14 protein-coding genes and 3 pseudogenes are annotated in these 17,289 nt (G+C 72.4%); 12 read left to right on the top strand and 5 right to left on the bottom strand.

Features of this window, described 5'->3' with window-relative positions; genetic code table 11:
- Window positions 1–22: 22 nt before the first annotated feature.
- Entirely contained in the window at window positions 23–1,432 is a 1,410-nt protein-coding gene (gene radA / locus ACZ44S_RS19630) for a DNA repair protein RadA (protein WP_466930649.1), read from the bottom strand.
- 182 nt (window positions 1,433–1,614) lie between these two features.
- Between radA and ACZ44S_RS19635 the strand changes: the two genes are divergently transcribed.
- Window positions 1,615–3,405, top strand: a complete 1,791-nt coding sequence (locus tag ACZ44S_RS19635) for a BACON domain-containing protein (protein ID WP_466930650.1) — start codon at window positions 1,615–1,617, stop codon at window positions 3,403–3,405.
- Between the two features lie 211 nt (window positions 3,406–3,616).
- Here the strand turns inward: ACZ44S_RS19635 and ACZ44S_RS19640 are convergent, their stop codons facing one another.
- Window positions 3,617–4,504, bottom strand: coding sequence for a DUF3109 family protein (locus ACZ44S_RS19640; protein ID WP_466930652.1), 888 nt, complete (start codon window positions 4,502–4,504; stop codon window positions 3,617–3,619).
- 95 nt (window positions 4,505–4,599) lie between these two features.
- Here ACZ44S_RS19640 and ACZ44S_RS19645 point away from each other — a divergent pair, with 95 nt between their 5' ends.
- From ACZ44S_RS19645 to ilvD, 4 genes are all read left to right on the top strand, one after another.
- Entirely contained in the window at window positions 4,600–5,532 is a 933-nt protein-coding gene (locus ACZ44S_RS19645) for a Ppx/GppA family phosphatase (RefSeq protein WP_466930655.1), read from the top strand.
- Between the two features lie 82 nt (window positions 5,533–5,614).
- Window positions 5,615–6,454 carry a sugar phosphate isomerase/epimerase family protein gene (locus ACZ44S_RS19650; RefSeq protein WP_466930657.1) on the top strand — a complete coding sequence of 280 codons (840 nt, stop codon included), beginning with the start codon at window positions 5,615–5,617 and terminating at the stop codon, window positions 6,452–6,454.
- Entirely contained in the window at window positions 6,451–7,098 is a 648-nt protein-coding gene (locus ACZ44S_RS19655) for a TetR/AcrR family transcriptional regulator (protein WP_466930659.1), read from the top strand. The genes ACZ44S_RS19650 and ACZ44S_RS19655 overlap by 4 nt, the downstream gene beginning before the upstream one ends.
- 148 nt (window positions 7,099–7,246) lie before the next feature.
- Window positions 7,247–9,100: a dihydroxy-acid dehydratase gene (gene ilvD / locus ACZ44S_RS19660; protein WP_466930662.1), complete on the top strand. Its 1,854-nt coding sequence runs from the start codon at window positions 7,247–7,249 to the stop codon at window positions 9,098–9,100.
- 28 nt (window positions 9,101–9,128) lie between these two features.
- Here the strand turns inward: ilvD and ACZ44S_RS19665 are convergent, their stop codons facing one another.
- Complete coding sequence (locus ACZ44S_RS19665; RefSeq protein WP_466930665.1) at window positions 9,129–11,279, bottom strand: serine/threonine-protein kinase; 2,151 nt, start codon at window positions 11,277–11,279, stop codon at window positions 9,129–9,131.
- A 178-nt stretch (window positions 11,280–11,457) separates the two neighbouring features.
- Between ACZ44S_RS19665 and ACZ44S_RS19670 the strand changes: the two genes are divergently transcribed.
- From ACZ44S_RS19670 to proC, 6 genes and pseudogenes are all read left to right on the top strand, one after another.
- On the top strand, window positions 11,458–11,763 hold the full coding sequence (locus ACZ44S_RS19670) for an SH3 domain-containing protein (protein ID WP_466930668.1): 306 nt from the start codon (window positions 11,458–11,460) through the stop codon (window positions 11,761–11,763).
- Between the two features lie 85 nt (window positions 11,764–11,848).
- Complete coding sequence (locus ACZ44S_RS19675; RefSeq protein ID WP_466930670.1) at window positions 11,849–12,349, top strand: EamA/RhaT family transporter; 501 nt, start codon at window positions 11,849–11,851, stop codon at window positions 12,347–12,349.
- 70 nt (window positions 12,350–12,419) lie between these two features.
- A pseudogene (locus ACZ44S_RS19680) lies at window positions 12,420–12,785 on the top strand (class I SAM-dependent methyltransferase); the annotation flags it as partial.
- Between the two features lie 90 nt (window positions 12,786–12,875).
- Window positions 12,876–13,679, top strand: coding sequence for an ABC transporter ATP-binding protein (locus ACZ44S_RS19685; protein ID WP_466930673.1), 804 nt, complete (start codon window positions 12,876–12,878; stop codon window positions 13,677–13,679).
- Complete coding sequence (locus ACZ44S_RS19690; protein ID WP_466930675.1) at window positions 13,676–14,461, top strand: ABC transporter permease; 786 nt, start codon at window positions 13,676–13,678, stop codon at window positions 14,459–14,461. Before ACZ44S_RS19685 ends, ACZ44S_RS19690 begins: the two co-directional genes overlap by 4 nt.
- Window positions 14,462–14,552: 91 nt before the next feature.
- The gene (proC, locus tag ACZ44S_RS19695; RefSeq protein ID WP_466930678.1) at window positions 14,553–15,365 is read left to right on the top strand and encodes a pyrroline-5-carboxylate reductase; all 813 of its coding nucleotides are present in this window, start codon (window positions 14,553–14,555) and stop codon (window positions 15,363–15,365) included.
- 28 nt (window positions 15,366–15,393) lie between these two features.
- Here proC and ACZ44S_RS19700 read toward each other — a convergent pair.
- Window positions 15,394–15,489: pseudogene (locus tag ACZ44S_RS19700) on the bottom strand (cysteine hydrolase family protein); the annotation flags it as partial.
- On the opposite strand from ACZ44S_RS19700, the pseudogene ACZ44S_RS19705 reads away from it, so the two are divergent.
- Window positions 15,490–15,734: pseudogene (locus tag ACZ44S_RS19705) on the top strand (helix-turn-helix domain-containing protein); the annotation flags it as partial.
- Here ACZ44S_RS19705 and trpS read toward each other — a convergent pair.
- Window positions 15,665–16,699 carry a tryptophan--tRNA ligase gene (trpS, locus tag ACZ44S_RS19710; RefSeq protein ID WP_466930680.1) on the bottom strand — a complete coding sequence of 345 codons (1,035 nt, stop codon included), beginning with the start codon at window positions 16,697–16,699 and terminating at the stop codon, window positions 15,665–15,667. The pseudogene ACZ44S_RS19705 and the gene trpS sit on opposite strands and share 70 nt — an antisense overlap.
- Window positions 16,700–17,289 lie beyond the last annotated feature (590 nt).

Consider the following 17,289-nt stretch of genomic DNA (forward strand, 5'->3'; position numbering starts at 1 on the left):
ACGGGCGAGACCTGGGCAAAGTCTACCGGCGGTCCTCCGTCTCCCGTGGGGCCTCTCGGCGACGCGAGCGCGGAAGGACGCGCAGGGCGTCCCCTATGTCCGCTACCTCCAGCACCTTCATGCCCGCCGGAACCTTGCCCGGATCGCCCGGAACGAGAGCGTGCGTGAAGCCCAGACGGTGGGCCTCGGAGAGCCTGCGCTGGACACCCGTGACGCGTCTCACCTCGCCCGCGAGGCCGACCTCCCCGATCGCGACCAGGTTCTTCGGCAGCGGGGTGTCGCTCGCCGCCGACGCCAGGGCCAGCGCGACGGCCAGGTCGGCGGCCGGTTCGGAGAGCTTCACCCCGCCGACCGTCGCGGAGTAGATGTCCCGTTTGCCCAAGGCGCTGATCCGGCCGCGCTGTTCCAGCACCGCCAGCATCATCGACACCCGGGAGGTCTCCAGACCGGACGTGGTGCGCCGGGGGGAGGGGATCTGCGAGTCGACCGTGAGCGCCTGCACTTCGGCGACCAGGGGGCGGCGGCCCTCCAGGGTGACGGTCAGGCAGGTGCCCGGTACCGGTTCGGCACGACGCGTCAGGAAAAGTCCGCTGGGGTCCGCAAGGCCCGTGATGCCCTCGTCGTGCAGCTCGAAGCAGCCGACCTCGTCCGTGGTGCCGTAGCGGTTCTTGACGCCGCGCACCAGACGCAGCCGCGCATGGCGGTCGCCCTCGAAGTGCAGGACGACGTCCACCAGGTGCTCCAGCAGGCGCGGTCCGGCGATCGCGCCGTCCTTGGTGACGTGTCCCACAAGGAGCGTGGACATCCCGCGCTCCTTGGAGGCCCGGATCAGCGCGCCCGCCACCTCGCGGACCTGGGCCATGCCGCCCGGGGTGCCGTCGATCTCCGGGGACGCCACCGTCTGTACCGAGTCCAGGATCAGCAGGGACGGCTTCACCGCGTCCAAGTGGCCGAGCACGGCGGCCAGATCCGTCTCGGCGGCCAGATACAGGTGGTCGTCGATGGCGTGGATGCGGTCGGCGCGCAGCCGGACCTGGCTCGCCGACTCCTCGCCCGTGACATAGAGCGTGCGGTGCTCGTCGCTCGCCGACTTGGCCGCGACGTCCAGCAGCAGCGTGGACTTGCCCACGCCCGGCTCACCCGCCACGAGCACCACGGCACCGGGCACCAGCCCGCCGCCGAGCACCCGGTCCAGCTCGGGCACACCGGTGGACCGGGCGGTGGCCTGACGGCCGTCGACCTGGCCGATGGGCACGGCGGAGGTGGTGACCCGCCCGGGTGTCGTCGTACGGACCGCGGGCGCGCCGTACTCCTCGACCGTCCCCCAGGCCTGGCACTCGGGGCAGCGGCCGAGCCACTTGGCCGTCTGCCAGCCGCATTCGGTGCAGCGGTAGGACGGACGGTCCTTGGTGGTCTTCGTACGAGCAGCCATGCGGAAAAGGTAGCGGCAGGCTCTGACAACACGGCGCCCGCTGCCTCGCCGGCAGCGCCGGGCGGCGCGGCGCACGGGTGAGGAAAGGTTCCTGTCCCCGATTGAGGGATCGTTTCACCCGTACGGATTAAAAGTGCTCAGGGCTCCGGAAGGGGCCGCCCCGGGCCGCCTACGGTCGCCGGATGACAAGCAGTGGCCCGCAGACCTCGACCCGCACGACCGGAACCCGCCGGACGCACCGGGAAGTGCGCGACCGCGGCGCCGCACGCACCCTCGCCGAGCGGCCTGCCACCCGCTACGAGCCCCATCTGGACGGCCTGTTCACCTACTGCCTGTCCGTGCTGTGCGACCACGACGCGGCGACCGCCGCCCTGGCCGACGTCCTCGCGCTCGCGGAGCGCCGCGGCCGGCACGTCCCGGACGAGCTCGGAAGCCGCCGGGCCTGGCTGTACGCGCTGGCCCGCTGGGCGTGTCTGCGCCGGCTGGCGGAGGCCAGGGAGAGGAACCAGGCCACACACGCCGGCGGCCGCGCCGGCCGTCGGCGTGCGGTCAGGACGCCCACCGCCCCGGCCGTCTCCGAAGAGGTGCGGGAGCTGCGCCGCCGGGAACTGGCCGAGCTGGCCTGGCCGGAGGCCGCCGGCACCACCCCGGAGCAGCGCGAGGCGCTGGAACTCGCCGTGCGCCACCGTCTCGCCGCCCATGAGGTCGCCTCCGTGCTCGGCATGGAGCCGGCCGCCGCGCGTGAGCTGCTCGCCACCGCGGCCTGCGAGGTGGAACGCACCCGCGCGGCGCTTGCCGTCGTGGAGACCGGAACCTGTCCGGGCGTGGCGCATCTCACCGGCGACCGGCAGCTCGTGCTCAGCACGACGCTGCGCCGCGAACTCGTCCGGCACGTCGACGACTGCCCGCGCTGCCGCCGCACCGCCGAGCGGGCCGTCCCGGGCCATTGGCCCGGCACCAGCGTCACCCCGGACGCCCTGCCCGTCCTGCCGGTGCCCGGCGCGGCCCTGCGCGCCGCCCTGGCGCACCACCCGCGCGCGCGGGGCGCCGCGCCCCGTTTCGACCGGCGGGGCTTCCCCATGGATCCCAAGGACCGGGTGGCGCGCCGGGACCGGCTGCGCGCACGGGTCATGACGACGACCGTCGTCGCCACGGTCGTCGCCGCGCCCGTGCTCGCGCTGTGGGCCGCCTACCGCGGCACTCCGGTCGGGGAGGCCCAGGACGGCCGTTCGGCCTCCGCGCGGGAGGACGGCGGCACCGTCGAGCTCGACGGCGAGGAAGCGGGCGCCGGCTTCGAGAACACCGGCAACGCCGGCACCCGCCCGGGTGGCCGCTTCGACGAGGACGGCGAGGCGGACGTGTCCGTGGAGGTCGTCGGCGTTCCCGGGGCAGGACACAAGGGTGCGGCGGCGATGGACGTCACGGCCGGCCACAGCGGTGACACGACGCTGATCACCCTCACCGCGACGGGCGCCCGACCGGTCCACTGGTCGGCCGCGACGGACGCGTCCTGGCTCTATCTGAGCGAGTCGTCGGGAACCCTCGCCCCCGGCGAGTCGGTGACCGTCAGGGTGTACGTCGACCAGCTGCGCGAGCCGTCCGGCCACTGGCGCGCGACCGTGGCGATCGCCCCCGCGGGTTCGGTCGTGACCATCGACGGCTACGGCACCGCCCCCTCCGCCCCCGGCACGCCCTCCGGCCACCCCGGCGGCCCGGGCACCGTGCATCCGGGCACCCCGAGCGACCCTCCCGCGTCGTCGCCCGACCCGGACCCGACGCCCACGACACCGCCGCCGTCGGAGCCCGCGCCGAGCGAGCCGCCGGCCTCGCCCGGCCCGGAGCCCACGACCGGCGGGCCCACGCCCACCGGCCCGACCCCGAGCGAGCCGGTGCCCACCGACCCGGGCACGGCCGCCCCGGAGAACCCGTCGCCACCGCCCGACACCGGCACTCCGAACCAGGCCACCCCATAGACCCCACTTGCTGCGCAACGCACGGACGCCGGACACCCCGCCCTCCCCGGCGCCGGGCCGTGAACGCCGGCACACCCGCGCGGAGCGCCTCCGCACGGCTGTCCCGGCGTCGGGCGCCCTTATGCCGGGCACGGCGTCGGGCCCCCTCGTGTCATCGACCGGCGTCGGGCGCGTTCCGCGCGATGCGCCCCCCGCGCCCGCCGTCCCCGCGTCAGGCGCCCCGTTCCCCCGTCGGATCCGCCGGGTGGGGAGCGAGCAGTGGCAGTTGGGAGGCCAGGCGTTCCTCGCACAGCTCGACCAATCGGTCGTAGCCCGGCTTGCCCATCAGCTCGGTCAGCTCCGCGCGGTAGGAGACGTACACCGGGTCCCCGGCGCCGTGCGCCGAGGTGGCCGAGGTGCACCACCAGTGCAGGTCGTGACCGCCCGGGCCCCACCCGCGACGGTCGTACTCGCCGATCGACACCTGCAGCACGCGGGTGTCGTCCGGCCGGTCGATCCAGTCGTAGGTCCGCCGCACGGGCAGCTGCCAGCACACGTCCGGTTTGGTCTCCAGCGGCTCGCGGCCCTCCCTCAGGGCGAGGATGTGCAGCGAGCAGCCCATGCCGCCCGCGAACCCCGGCCGGTTCTGGAAGATGCACGAGCCCTGGAACGGCCGGGTCTGACGGTCGCCGTCCTCGTCCTCCGAGACCCAGCCGCCCCGCCGGCCCTCGTCGTGGTGCTGCCAGATGTCGGGCGTGAGCCTCGCCACATGCTCGGCGACGCGCTTCTCGTCGTCCTCGTCCGAGAAGTGGGCACCCAGGGTGCAGCACCCGTCGTCCGCGCGGCCGGCCTGGATGCCCTGGCAGCCACTGCCGAAGATGCAGTTCCAGCGAGAGGTCAGCCATGTCAGATCGCAGCGGAAGACCTGCTCGTCGTCCGCCGGATCAGGGAATTCCACCCATGCGCGAGCGAAATCGAGACCCTTCTCGTCGTCCACCGGCGCTTTCCCCGGCATCTGCGGTGCTGTCACCCGCGAAGAATCCGCGGCCAGTCCGGCCCTCTTGTCCTTCTTGGCCTTCTTGTCCGTCTTCTCGTCCTTCGCCTTTTTCGTCTTTGGCACCCGTCCAGGGTAAGTCGCCCGCACCCGCGACCGGGACCGGCTCGGCCACCGCAGAGGGGGCAACACGCCGCGCTGCGGGCAGTAGCGTTCCGTACATGAGACTCGGAGTCCTCGACGTGGGGTCGAACACCGTGCACCTGCTGGTGGTGGACGCGCACCCCGGCGCACGCCCGCTGCCCGCGCACTCGCACAAGACGGAACTGCGCCTCGCCCAGCTCCTCGACGACGGCGGAGCCATCGGCCCCGACGGCGTGGACCGGCTGATCGCGGTCGTCCACGAGGCGCTCCAGGCCGCCGAGGACAAGGGCGTCGAGGAACTGCTGCCGTTCGCGACCTCCGCGGTGCGCGAGGCCGGCAACGCCGACGACGTCCTCGCGCGGGTGCGCGAGGAGACCGGGGTCGAGCTCCAGGTGCTCAGCGGCGAGGAGGAGGCCCGGCTCACCTTCCTCGCCGCCCGCCGCTGGTACGGCTGGTCGGCCGGGAAACTGCTCGTCATCGACATCGGCGGCGGCTCCCTGGAGATCGCCTACGGCCTCGACGAGGAGCCCGACGCCGCGGTGTCGCTGCCGCTCGGCGCCGGCCGCCTCACCGCCGGCCGGCTGCCCGGCGACCCGCCCGAGCCGGACGACGTCCGCGCGCTGCGCCGCCACGTGCGCACCGAGATCGCCCGCACGGTGGGTGACTTCAGCCGCCTCGGCGCCCCCGACCACGTGGTGGCCACGTCCAAGACCTTCAAGCAGCTCGCCCGCCTCGCCGGCGCGGCCCGCTCCGCCGAGGGCCTCTACGTCCAGCGCGAGCTGAAACGCGAGTCCCTGGAGGCCTGGGTGCCGAGGCTCGCCGCCATGACCGCGGCCGAGCGCGCCGAACTCCCCGGCGTCTCCGAGGCCCGCGCGGGACAGTTGCTCGCCGGGGCCCTGGTCGCGGAGGGTGCGATGGACCTGTTCGGCGTCGAACGCCTGGAGATCTGCCCCTGGGCGCTCAGGGAGGGCGTCATACTCCGCCGCCTGGACCACATGGACCAGGTCTAGCGGCGCATGCGCCTATGGCAATCACCACAACGGCGAAGAGGCACCCCGCACCCACCCGACCCCACCCCGTAACCTGAGGCTCGTGGCAGAACCAAGGGACGTAGTCCGCATCCCGGATGCGAAGGTCGCCCTGTCGACGGCCTCCGTCTACCCGGAGTCGACGGCGACGGCCTTCGAGATCGCCGCGCGCCTCGGGTACGACGGCGTCGAGGTCATGGTGTGGACCGATCCGGTCAGCCAGGACATCGAGGCACTGCGCAGACTCAGCGACTACCACCGCATCCCCATCCTGGCCATCCACGCGCCCTGCCTGCTCATCACGCAGCGGGTGTGGTCCACCGACCCCTGGACCAAGCTCCAGCGGGCCCAGGCCGCCGCCGAGAAGCTCGGGGCCGGCACGGTCGTCGTCCATCCTCCGTTCCGCTGGCAGCGGCAGTACGCCCGCGACTTCGTGGACGGCATCTGGCGGATGGCGAACGAGACGGACGTGCGCTTCGCCGTGGAGAACATGTACCCCTGGCGCTACCGCGACCGCGAGATGCTCGCCTACGCCCCCGACTGGGACGTCACCAAAGAGGACTACCGCCACTTCACGATCGACCTCAGTCACGCCTCGACCGCCCGCACCGACACCCTCCAGATGATCGACCGCATGGGCGACCGCCTCGGCCATGTGCACCTGGCCGACGGCAAGGGCTCCGCCAAGGACGAGCACCTGGTCCCCGGCCGCGGTGACCAGCCCTGCGCCGAGGTGCTGGAGAGCCTCGCGTCGAACGGCTTCGACGGCCATGTCGTCATCGAGGTCAACACGCGCCGGGCCATGTCGAGCGCGGAGCGGGAGGCCGATCTGGCCGAGGCCCTGGCCTTCACGCGCCTCCATCTGGCCTCCGATTCCTCCTCGATCCGGGTGCCCCGCCGGTGACCGGCATCACCGCGAGCGACGGTCCGGGCGCCTCCGCGCGGGGCAACGGGACCACCCGGCGCCGCGGCCGCCCTCCCCGTACGGAATCGGCCGGCACCAGGGACCGCATCCTCGACGCGGCCCGCGAGGAGTTCTCCGCGCGGGGGTACGAGAAGACGTCCGTCCGGGGGATCGCCAAGTCGGCCGGGGTCGACTCCGCGCTGGTGCACCACTACTTCGGCACCAAGGAGCAGGTGTTCGAGGCCGCCGTCGAGGTCGCCTTCGCTCCGGCGTTCGCCGTGCGGGACACGATCTTCGACGGTCCCATCGAGGAGGCGGGCGAGCGGATGACCCGCACGATCATCGGTCTCTGGGAGAACCCCGTCACGCGGTCGCCGTTGCTCGCGATCGTCCGCTCCGCCGTGAACAACGAGACGGCGGCCGGCGTCTTCCGCCGCCTGATCGCCGGCCAGCTGCTGCGCCGGATCGCGGGGCGGCTCGACGCGCCGGACGCGGAACTGCGCGCCGAGCTGGCCGCCGCCCAGCTGGTCGGGATCGCGATGATCCGATACGTGATCAAGGTGGAGCCGCTGGCGTCGGCCGACCCCGAGCAGATCATCCGACGGGTGGCGCCGGTGGTGCAGGGGCACCTCACCGGCCGCTGACGCCGGCCGGGCGGAGACCCGCCCGCGTGCCGGGACGCACACGGGCGCCACTGAGACATTCGTCCCGCATTCCGGACACCTCGTCCCGCCCTCTGGATGACCGGCGTACGCTCGATCCCGTCAGAACTCTCCGAAGGAGCGAGCGACGATGCCCGAGCTGAGGTCCCGCACAGTCACCCACGGCCGCAACATGGCGGGCGCCCGCGCCCTTATGCGCGCCTCCGGTGTACCGGGCGCGGACATCGGCCGCAAGCCGATCATCGCGGTCGCCAACAGTTTCACGGAGTTCGTGCCCGGCCACACCCACCTCGCCCCGGTCGGCCGGATCGTCAGCGAGGCGGTGACGGCGGCCGGCGGCATCCCGCGCGAGTTCAACACCATCGCCGTCGACGACGGCATCGCGATGGGCCACGGCGGCATGCTGTACTCCCTGCCCTCCCGCGACCTGATCGCGGACAGCGTGGAGTACATGGTCGAGGCGCACTGCGCGGACGCCCTGATCTGCATCTCCAACTGCGACAAGATCACGCCGGGCATGCTCAACGCGGCCCTGCGCCTGAACATCCCCACGGTCTTCGTCTCCGGCGGCCCGATGGAGTCCGGCCGCGCCACCCTGGTCGACGGCACGGTCCGCACGCTGGACCTGGTCGACGCCATGGTCGAGGCGGCCAACGACAAGGTCTCCGACGCGGACGTGCTCCGCATCGAGGAGAACGCCTGTCCGACCTGCGGCTCCTGTTCCGGCATGTTCACCGCCAACTCGATGAACTGCCTCACCGAGGCCATCGGCCTCTCCCTCCCGGGCAACGGCTCGGTCCTGGCCACCCACACCGCCCGCAAGGCGCTCTACGAGAACGCCGCGCGCACGGTGCTCGACCTGACCCGCCGCTACTACGAGCAGGACGACGACTCGGTCCTGCCCCGCAACATCGCCACCGCCTCGGCCTTCGAGAACGCCATGGCACTCGACATCGCGATGGGCGGCTCCACCAACACGATCCTGCACCTGCTGGCCGCCGCCCAGGAGGCCGGTGTCCCCTTCGGCCTCACCGAGATGGACGCCCTCTCGCGCCGCGTCCCCTGCCTGGCCAAGGTCGCCCCGAACGTCGCCAGGAACCGCACGTACTACATGGAGGACGTGCACCGCGCGGGAGGCATCCCCGCCCTGCTGGGAGAGCTGCACCGCGCGGGCCTGCTCAACGAGGACGTCCACTCCGTCCACAGCCCGTCCCTCGACGACTGGCTGAAGACCTGGGACGTCCGCGGCGGGTCGCCCTCCCAGGAGGCGGTGGAGCTCTGGCACGCCGCCCCGGGATGCGTGCGGTCGGCGGAGGCCTTCTCCCAGTCCGAGCGCTGGGACTCCCTGGACGAGGACGCCGAGGACGGCTGCATCCGCTCCGCCGAGCACGCCTACTCCAAGGACGGCGGCCTCGCGGTCCTGCGCGGCAACCTGGCGGTCGACGGCTGCGTCGTCAAGACGGCCGGTGTCGACGAGTCCATCTGGACCTTCGAGGGCCCGGCGGTCGTCTGCGAGTCGCAGGAGGAGGCCGTCGAGAAGATCCTCACCAAGCAGGTCAAGGAGGGCGACGTCGTCGTCATCCGCTACGAGGGCCCCAAGGGCGGCCCCGGCATGCAGGAGATGCTGTACCCGACGTCGTACCTGAAGAGCCGCGGCCTCGGAAAGGCCTGCGCCCTGATCACCGACGGCCGTTTCTCCGGCGGCACCTCCGGCCTGTCCATCGGCCACGCCTCCCCGGAGGCGGCCTCGGGCGGCACCATCGCCCTGGTCGAGGACGGCGACCGCATCCGCATCGACATCCCGAACCGCTCGATCGAGCTGCTGGTCGACGAGGCCGAGCTCACCCGCCGCGAGCAGGCGCTGGGCGGCCGGTACGTGCCGAGGAACCGCGACCGCAAGGTCTCGGCGGCCCTGCGGGCGTACGCGGCGATGGCGACCAGCGCGGACAAGGGCGCCGTGCGGGACGTGAGCAAGCTGGGCTGACCGCCCGGCCGGTGCCGCCCCCGCCGGGTCACCAGTCGGCCGGGTCGCGCCCCGCCACGCCGAACACGGTTCCGTCGGGTGCCCCGGCGTAGACGTGGCCGCCCGCGAGCACGGGCGCCGGCAGCGCGGCGGGGACGCGGTCGGACGCGGCGCCGAGACGCGGCCGGGTCTGCCCGAGGAGCTTCCCCTCACGTGCGTCGACGCCCAGCAGCCGCCCGTCGGGAGCGGTGACGTACACATGCCGTCCGTCGGAGACGGGCACCGAGCCCCGGCTCACGCCCGTCTCCAGCCGCCACTTCTGCTTCCCGGCGGCCATGTCGACGGCCACCAGCGAACCGCCGGCGCCCATGAGATGCACGGTGTCGCCGTGCACACCGGCCTCCGCCTGCGCGACCGGCACCGGCAGCTTCACCCGGCGCGTGTCCCCGGTGGCGGGCGTGTAGCGGAGCACGGCGTTCACGTCGCCGTGGACGTCGCCGCCGGCCACGAGGTACACGGCCCCGTCCGCGGCTCCCACGGGCGTCAGCGACCCCTTCAGCTCCGCGTCCCACCGCACCTCACCGGTCGCGGGATCCACCGCGGTGACCCGGGTCCGGCTCCCGTCCCGGGACGGACTCGTCGCGTACGCCGACGGCTTCCCGGCCTTCCCCGGCTTCCCCCGCCTGCCCGTCTCCCCGGCGAACGAGGAGAAGTACGGCACCGCCTGGCCCGGGATCCGATGGGACCACCTGGTCTCGCCCGAGGCGGCGTCCAGGCCCGTGACCGTCCCGTCGGCGCGGGTCAGCAGGAGCATGCCGCCGACCGCCCGCACGCCCTGGTACTCGGGGGCGTCCTTCCGCCACACCTGCCTGCCTGTGGCGGGGTCGAGTGCTTCCAGGTCGCCGATCCGGTCGAGGGAGGGCTGGACGAGGCCGCCCGCCACGACCGGCGGCTCGCTCCGGGTCGTCCCCGCCACGTCGTGCCGCCACAGGGTGCGGCCGTCGGCCGGATCGAGGGCGACGACCAGGCCGGGCAGCGCACACAGCAGCCCCCGTGTCCCGTGGGTGCACTGCGGCATGCCGCCGCCGTCCTGGGCGGGCGCCGCCTCCCACCCGCCGAAGCCGCCCGCCGAGCTCTGCGCCGCGGGGGCCTTCCGCGCGGAATCCGTGCCGCCGAGCACCTGAACCGCCGTGAGCCCGCCGAGCACGGCGAGACAGAGCGCCCCGGCCACCAGAGCCGTCCGCCGACCGAGACGCCGCGCGGGCCGCTCCCCGGGCGCGTCCGTCGGCGACCCCGGCGCGTCCGCCTGCTCCGGCGACTTCGGTGCTTCGGGCGTCCGCGGCGCCGGCACGAAGACCTGCGTGTCGTACGCCGCGGACACCGACCGCAGCTCCCGCATCAGCTCGTCCGGCGTCGGCCGGTCCTCGGGCTCCTTGGCGAGGCACCGCAGCACCAGCGGTGCGAGCGACTCCGGTACGCCGGTCAGATCGGGCTCGTCGTGCACGACCTGGTAGGCGACGATGTAGGGGCTGTCGGAGTCGAACGGACCGCGTCCCGTCGTCGCGTGCACCATGAGCGAGCCGAGGGCGAACACGTCGGCCGCGGGGCCCACCTCGCGGGGCCGCCGGAACTGCTCGGGCGCCATGAACGGCGGCGTCCCGATCAACTTCCCGGTCTCCGTGCGCAGTTCGCTGTCCCTCGGCCGGGAGATGCCGAAGTCGATGACCTTCGGCCCGTCCTCGGCGAGCAGGACGTTGCTCGGCTTCAGGTCCCGGTGCACGACCCCCACCCGGTGGATGTCGCGCAGTGCCTCCGCCATCCCGGCCATCAGCCGGCGCGACTGGTCCGGGTCCATGGGGCCGTTCCGCTTCACCTGCTCGGAGAGCGTGGGGCCGGGGATGTACAGGGTGGCCATCCAGGGCCGCCCGCCCTCCGGATCGGCGTCGACCACCGGCGCCGTGAACGCCCCGCTCACCCGTCGCGCCGCAGCCACTTCCTGCCGGAACCGCCCCCTGAACTCGGGGTCCCTCGCGTACCGGGCGTGCACGACCTTCACCGCGACCCGCATCCCGGACGTGCTCCGGGCCAGATGCACCACGCCCATGCCACCCGAGCCCAGGCAGGACTCCAGACGGTAGTGACCGGCGTACTCCGGAAGCTCCGCTTCCGCGCCCGCTCCGGCGTTCGTCTGCGGCGCCATGGCACCACCCCCGTGCTGTTCGTTCGCGCGCGCTCGGAGCCTAGTCGATGCCGTGTACGGGACCGAGGCGGCTTGCCCGCCTGTGCGTACGAGCCAAGAACTGGTGTTTCATGACGTGTTGCAGGGGAATCACTGTGGCCCCGCGACATTCGTGGGGCGCAACGGGGGAGGTTTTTTCATGTCCGAACAGACTCAGCAGATGACGGGCGGGGACGAGAAGGCGACCACGGCCGCCGCCGCGGCTTCCTACCCGGTGGCACCGGGCTACCGGCTCAACGTCCGCAGCGGTCCCGGCACCGGCTACCCCATCGTGCGGGTCCTCGCCGAGGGCGCCCGGGTCCGGATCAACTGCCAGACGCCGGGCACCTGGGTGTCGGGCCCGTACGGCACCTCGAACATCTGGGACAACATCGGCAGCGGTCAGTACGTCTCCGACGCGTACATCCGCACCGGCAGCGACGGATACGTCGCCCCGCGCTGTTAGGGACTGCCGTTCGGATCCTGCCGGGGCCGCGGGCCCCGGCAGGGGAGGGGGGCCCGTTCGCCCGGGGAGGAGTCACAATCGTCGGGTGAGCGCAGCAGAGAACGACACCGCCGGGACCCCTGCCGGCCCTCGGCCCGAGCCCATCCGCTTCTTCGGCACCACCTGGGTCGACCACTCCGGCGGCTACACCGGCCGCCGCATCGGTGTCGCCGTCGGCTCCCTCGCCGCCGCGGCCGCCGGCTGCTTCGTGCTGCGCATCGCCTACGACGGGCTCCGGATCGCCGACGTCGGCAGCTTCGTCTCGCTCCTCATGGTCGTGATGTTCGCGATCTGCAGCTCGCTCGCCTTCCGCCACACCTGGTCGGGCTTCAGCACCCGCCCCGACCCCGACCGCCAGGCGTCCCTGCGCGGCCTGCTGTCCATCGGCTTCATCGGCTCCCTCCTCGCCTACTTCTTCCGCTCGCTCACCGAAGCCCCGGGTGAGAAGCTGCACCGCGCGGAGTACGCCAAGGCGCGCGAGGAGTACGACAAGCGCGCCACCCGCCGTTCGGGGAACCCGTCGAGGAAGCGCCGCCGCCGCTCCTGACCTCACCGGACACCCCCCGGCCCGCACCCCTCCCACGGCCAGCACGGCCGTATGACGACATCGAGCGCAGACCAGGCCGCCCACACCGCGCGAGCCCACTCCTTCAACGAAGCCGCCGGAGCCGACCGCACGCCCCCTCGCCGGCTCCCGGGTCGTGGACGTCGGCGCCGGTACGGGCATGGCGACCGCCCGTCTGCACGCACGCGGCGCCGACGTCATCGCTGTCGAGCCCGGTGACGGCATGGCGGCCGAGTTCCGCCGCGCCCTCCCCGATGTGCCGGTCGTCCGGGGCAACGGCAACGCTCTCCCCCCTCGCCGACCACTGCGTCGACCTGCTCACCTACGCCCAGGCCCGGCACGGGACCGACCCCGGTCGTGCCGCCCCGGAGGCGTACTCGCCCTGTGGTGGAACACCGACGCGCTCGACGTGCCGTGGGAGACCTACGACGTCGTCCTCCTCCTCGCGACCACGCCCTCGGCGCCGACGGCTTGACGCCTCGCCGGGCGCGGGAGGAGTATTCATCACATGATGAATTACTCCTCCCGTCCACCGGAGGAACCGGCCGTCCACGCCCAGGACCTCACCGTCGTCCGAGGCTCCCGCACCGTCCTGCGGGGCCTCGACTTCACCGTCCCGCGCGGTCGGATCACCGGCCTCCTCGGCCCCTCCGGCTGCGGCAAGTCGACCCTGATGCGGGCCGTCGTCGGCACCCAGGCCAAGGTCACCGGCACCCTCGACGTCCTCGGCAGCCCCGCCGGCCACCCCGCCCTGCGCACCCGCATCGGCTACGTCACCCAAGCCCCCTCCGTCTACGACGACCTCACCGTCCGCCAGAACCTGAACTACTTCGCCGCCGTCCTCGACCCCGGCCGGGCCGCCGCCGACCGCCGCCACGAGACCGTCACCCGGACCATCGCCGACGTCGACCTCACCACCCACGCCGACGCCCTCGCCGGCAACCTCTCCGGCGGACAACGCAGCCGCGTCTCCCTCGCCGTGGCCCTCCTCGGCACCCCGGAACTGCTCGTCCTCGACGAACCCACCGTCGGCCTCGACCCCGTCCTGCGCCGCGACCTCTGGCAGCTCTTCCACACCATCGCCGCCGAACGCGGCGCCACCCTGCTGGTCTCCTCCCACGCCATGGACGAGGCCGAACGCTGCCACCGCCTCCTGCTCATGCGTGCCGGCGAGATCCTCGCCGACGACACCCCCGAAGCCCTCCGCACCCGTACCGGCTCCGACACCGTGGAGGACGCCTTCCTCCGCCTGGTCGACGAGGCGATCGCGACAGGCCGCACCAAGGAGACGACGAAGGAGACCACCCGATGAGCACCCCCCACCCGGCGACGGCCGCACCCACCCCGCCCCATGCCCTGAACCTCTCCCGCACCACGGCCACCGCCACCCGAGTCCTGCGCCAGCTCCACCACGACCCGCGCACCATCGCGCTGATGCTCCTCGTCCCCTGCGTGATGCTGTTCCTGCTCCGCTACGTCTTCGACGCCAGCGCACGCGTCTTCGACAACATCGGCGCCTCACTCCTCGGGATCTTCCCGCTCATCACGATGTTCCTGGTCACCTCGATCGCCACCCTGCGCGAACGCACCTCCGGCACCCTGGAACGCCTCCTCGCCATGCCCCTCGGCAAGGGCGACCTCATCGCCGGCTACGCCCTCGCCTTCGGCGCCCTGGCGATCATCCAGTCCGCCCTCGCCACCGGCCTCGCCGTCTGGTTCCTCGGCCTCGACGTCACGGGCAGCCCCTGGCTGCTCCTCCTCGTGGCCCTGCTCGACGCCCTCCTCGGCACCGCCCTCGGCCTCTTCGTCTCGGCCTTCGCGGCCTCGGAATTCCAGGCAGTGCAGTTCATGCCGGCGGTGATCTTCCCCCAGCTCCTCCTCTGCGGCCTCTTCACCCCACGCGAGGACATGCACCCCGTCCTGGAGACCGTCTCCGACGCACTCCCCATGTCCTACGCCGTCGACGGCATGAACGAGGTCCTCAAGCACACCGACATCACGGCAGCCTTCGTACGCGACATCCTGATCGTCGCCGGCTGCGCCCTCCTGGTCCTGACCCTGGGCGCCGCCACCCTGAAACGCCGAACGGCATAGACGTCCCGCCCACTGGACGCCCACCCCCACCACACCTCCGGGATGCGAGGATGACGAGGGACGACCCACCCCCCGGAGGGCACCAGCAACCATGACCCAGAAAGTCGCAGTCCTCGGCACCGGCAAGATCGGCGAAGCCCTGCTCAGCGGAATGCTCCGCGCCGGCTGGGACCCCACCGACCTCCTGGTCACCGCCCGCCGCCAGGAACGAGCCGAAGAACTCCGCAGCCGCTACGGAGTCACCCCGGTCTCCAACCAGGAAGCCGCCAAGACCGCCGACACCCTGATCCTCACGGTCAAACCCCAGGACATGGGTGCCCTCCTCGACGAACTCGCCCCGCACGTCCCCGCCGACCGCCTCGTCATCAGCGGCGCCGCGGGCATCCCGACCTCCTTCTTCGAGGAACGCCTCACCACCGGCACCCCGGTCGTCCGCGTCATGACCAACACACCCGCCCTCGTCGACGAGGCCATGTCGGTCATCTCCGCCGGGAGCCACGCCACCGCCGACCACCTGGCCCACGCCGAGGAGATCTTCGGCGCCGTCGGCAAGACACTCCGCGTACCCGAGTCCCAGCAGGACGCCTGCACCGCCCTCTCCGGCTCCGGCCCGGCGTACTTCTTCTACCTGGTCGAAGCCATGACCGACGCCGGCATCCTGCTCGGCCTGCCCCGCGACAAGGCCCACGACCTGATCGTCCAGTCCGCGATCGGCGCCGCGACGATGCTCCGCGACAGCGGCGAACATCCGGTCAAGCTGCGCGAGAACGTGACATCCCCCGCCGGCACCACCATCAACGCCATCCGCGAACTCGAGAACCACGGCGTACGAGCCGCCCTCATCGCCGCCCTCGAAGCCGCCCGTGACCGCAGCCGCGAACTCGCGAGCGGCAAAAAGGACTGACGGACGTCACCACCCCTGCACGGCACGGTCACGTCGCGGCCGCCACGACCTCCTTGGTCGTCACGACCCGCGCGAAACCACCCCCGTGCAGGGTCACCGCCGTCGCCCGGGCCAGCTCATCCGCGCGGCCACCGGCACGACTCCGCTGCGCTGGCTCCTCGACCAGCGCAGCGCCGGGGCCCAGCGCCTCCTCGAACGCACCGACCTCCCCATGCCCGAGGCCGACGCCGCGCCGGCTTCGGCAGCGAGAGCGCGATGCGCCAGCACTTCGCATCGTGCCTCGCCACCAGCCCCCGCGCCTACCGAGCCGCGTTCAGCACGGGCGCCCCGGTATTCGAGCCCGCAGGCAACAAACCGATCGCCCGGTAAGCGGCATCCACGGTCGGCCGAGCCATGTCCCGCGCCCGCTCCGCACCATCCCGGAGCACCCCCTCCACATAGCCAGGATCCGCGCACAACTCCTTGTGCCTCTCCTGCACGGGCCTCAGAACCTCGACCACGGCCTCCGCCGTGTCCCTCTTCAAAGCGCCGTACGACTCATATACACCGCCCAACGCCGCGGGGTTCCCACCCGAGCACGCCGCGAGGATCTCCAGCAGATTCGCCACCCCCGGCCGGGCCTCCCTGTCGTACACGACGTCCCGCCCGCTGTCGGTCACCGCCCGCATGACCTTCTTCCGCACCACGTCCGGCTCGTCCAGCAGATAGACGATCCCCGGCCCCGTGTCGTCGCTCTTGCCCATCTTCGACAGGGGGTCCTGCAGGTTCATCACCCGCGCCGCCACCGTCGGATGTGTGGCCCGCGGCACCACGAAGGCGTGCCCGTACCGCTGGTTGAACCGCACGGCGAGATCCCGGGTCAGCTCCACGTGCTGCGCCTGGTCGTCCCCGACCGGCACCTCGTCGGCCCCGTACGCCAGGATGTCCGCCGCCATCAGCACGGGATACGTCAGCAGCGACAGCCGCACGCTCCCACCCCGCCGCTGCTCGCGGGCCGCCTTCTCCTTGTACTGGGCCATCCGGCGCATCTCGCCGTCCGTGGCCACGCACTCCAGCAGATACGACAGCCGCGCGTGCTCGTCCACATGGCTCTGCACGAACACCGTGCAGCGCTCCGGATCCAGCCCGGACGCCAGCAGCAACGTCGCCGCCTGCCGGCTCAGTCTGCGGACCCGCGCCGGATCGTGGTCCACGGTCAGCGCATGCAGGTCGACCACGCAGAACAGCGCATCCGACCGGTGCTGGTCGACCGCGGCCCACTGCCGCATGGCCCCCAGGTAGTTCCCCAGCGTCAGATGCCCGGTCGGCTTGATCCCACTGAAGACCCGTGTCATCTCTTCCTCTCCCTGCTCCTGGCCAGGGCCGCCGTCCCGGCCGGCCGCCCCTCGGAGTCCTGGGGAGAAAGCAAAACGGCCGCCGAGGCGGCGGCCGTCGAGTGCATACGTAGCGTCGGCCGCCGTCAGGCGGCCCACCAGAACTGGCTGTACGTACGCGTCGTCATACGGAGCAGACTACGCCGCGGGGGTAGGTCCCGGCAGCGAGTTGACACGCCCCGGCGGTATCCGTACTGTTCTGCGGGTTGCCCGACGTGAGCGCCGACTCCGGTCGGTCCCCGGGCGGCCATTCCGCAAGTACCACTACTGATCGACGTCAGCAGTCTGTCTGCCGACGCGTCATTGGCGTGCGTATTCGCGTAATGAGGAATCCGCACCCGAAAGGGCGCAGGACCCCGATTAGGTCGGGAGCCGGGAATCCGCTAAAGTCTCACTCGTCGGAACGGCCCAACGGCCGGGAAGGCAAACCCCGCTGACTGGGGGTCAGGTCGAGAAAAAGGATCTGATAGAGTCGGAAACACCGAAGGGAAGCGCCCGGAGGAAAGCCCGAGAGGGTGAGTACGAAGGAAGCGTCCGTTCCTTGAGAACTC

It is taken from the genome of Streptomyces malachitofuscus (genome assembly GCF_055571035.1).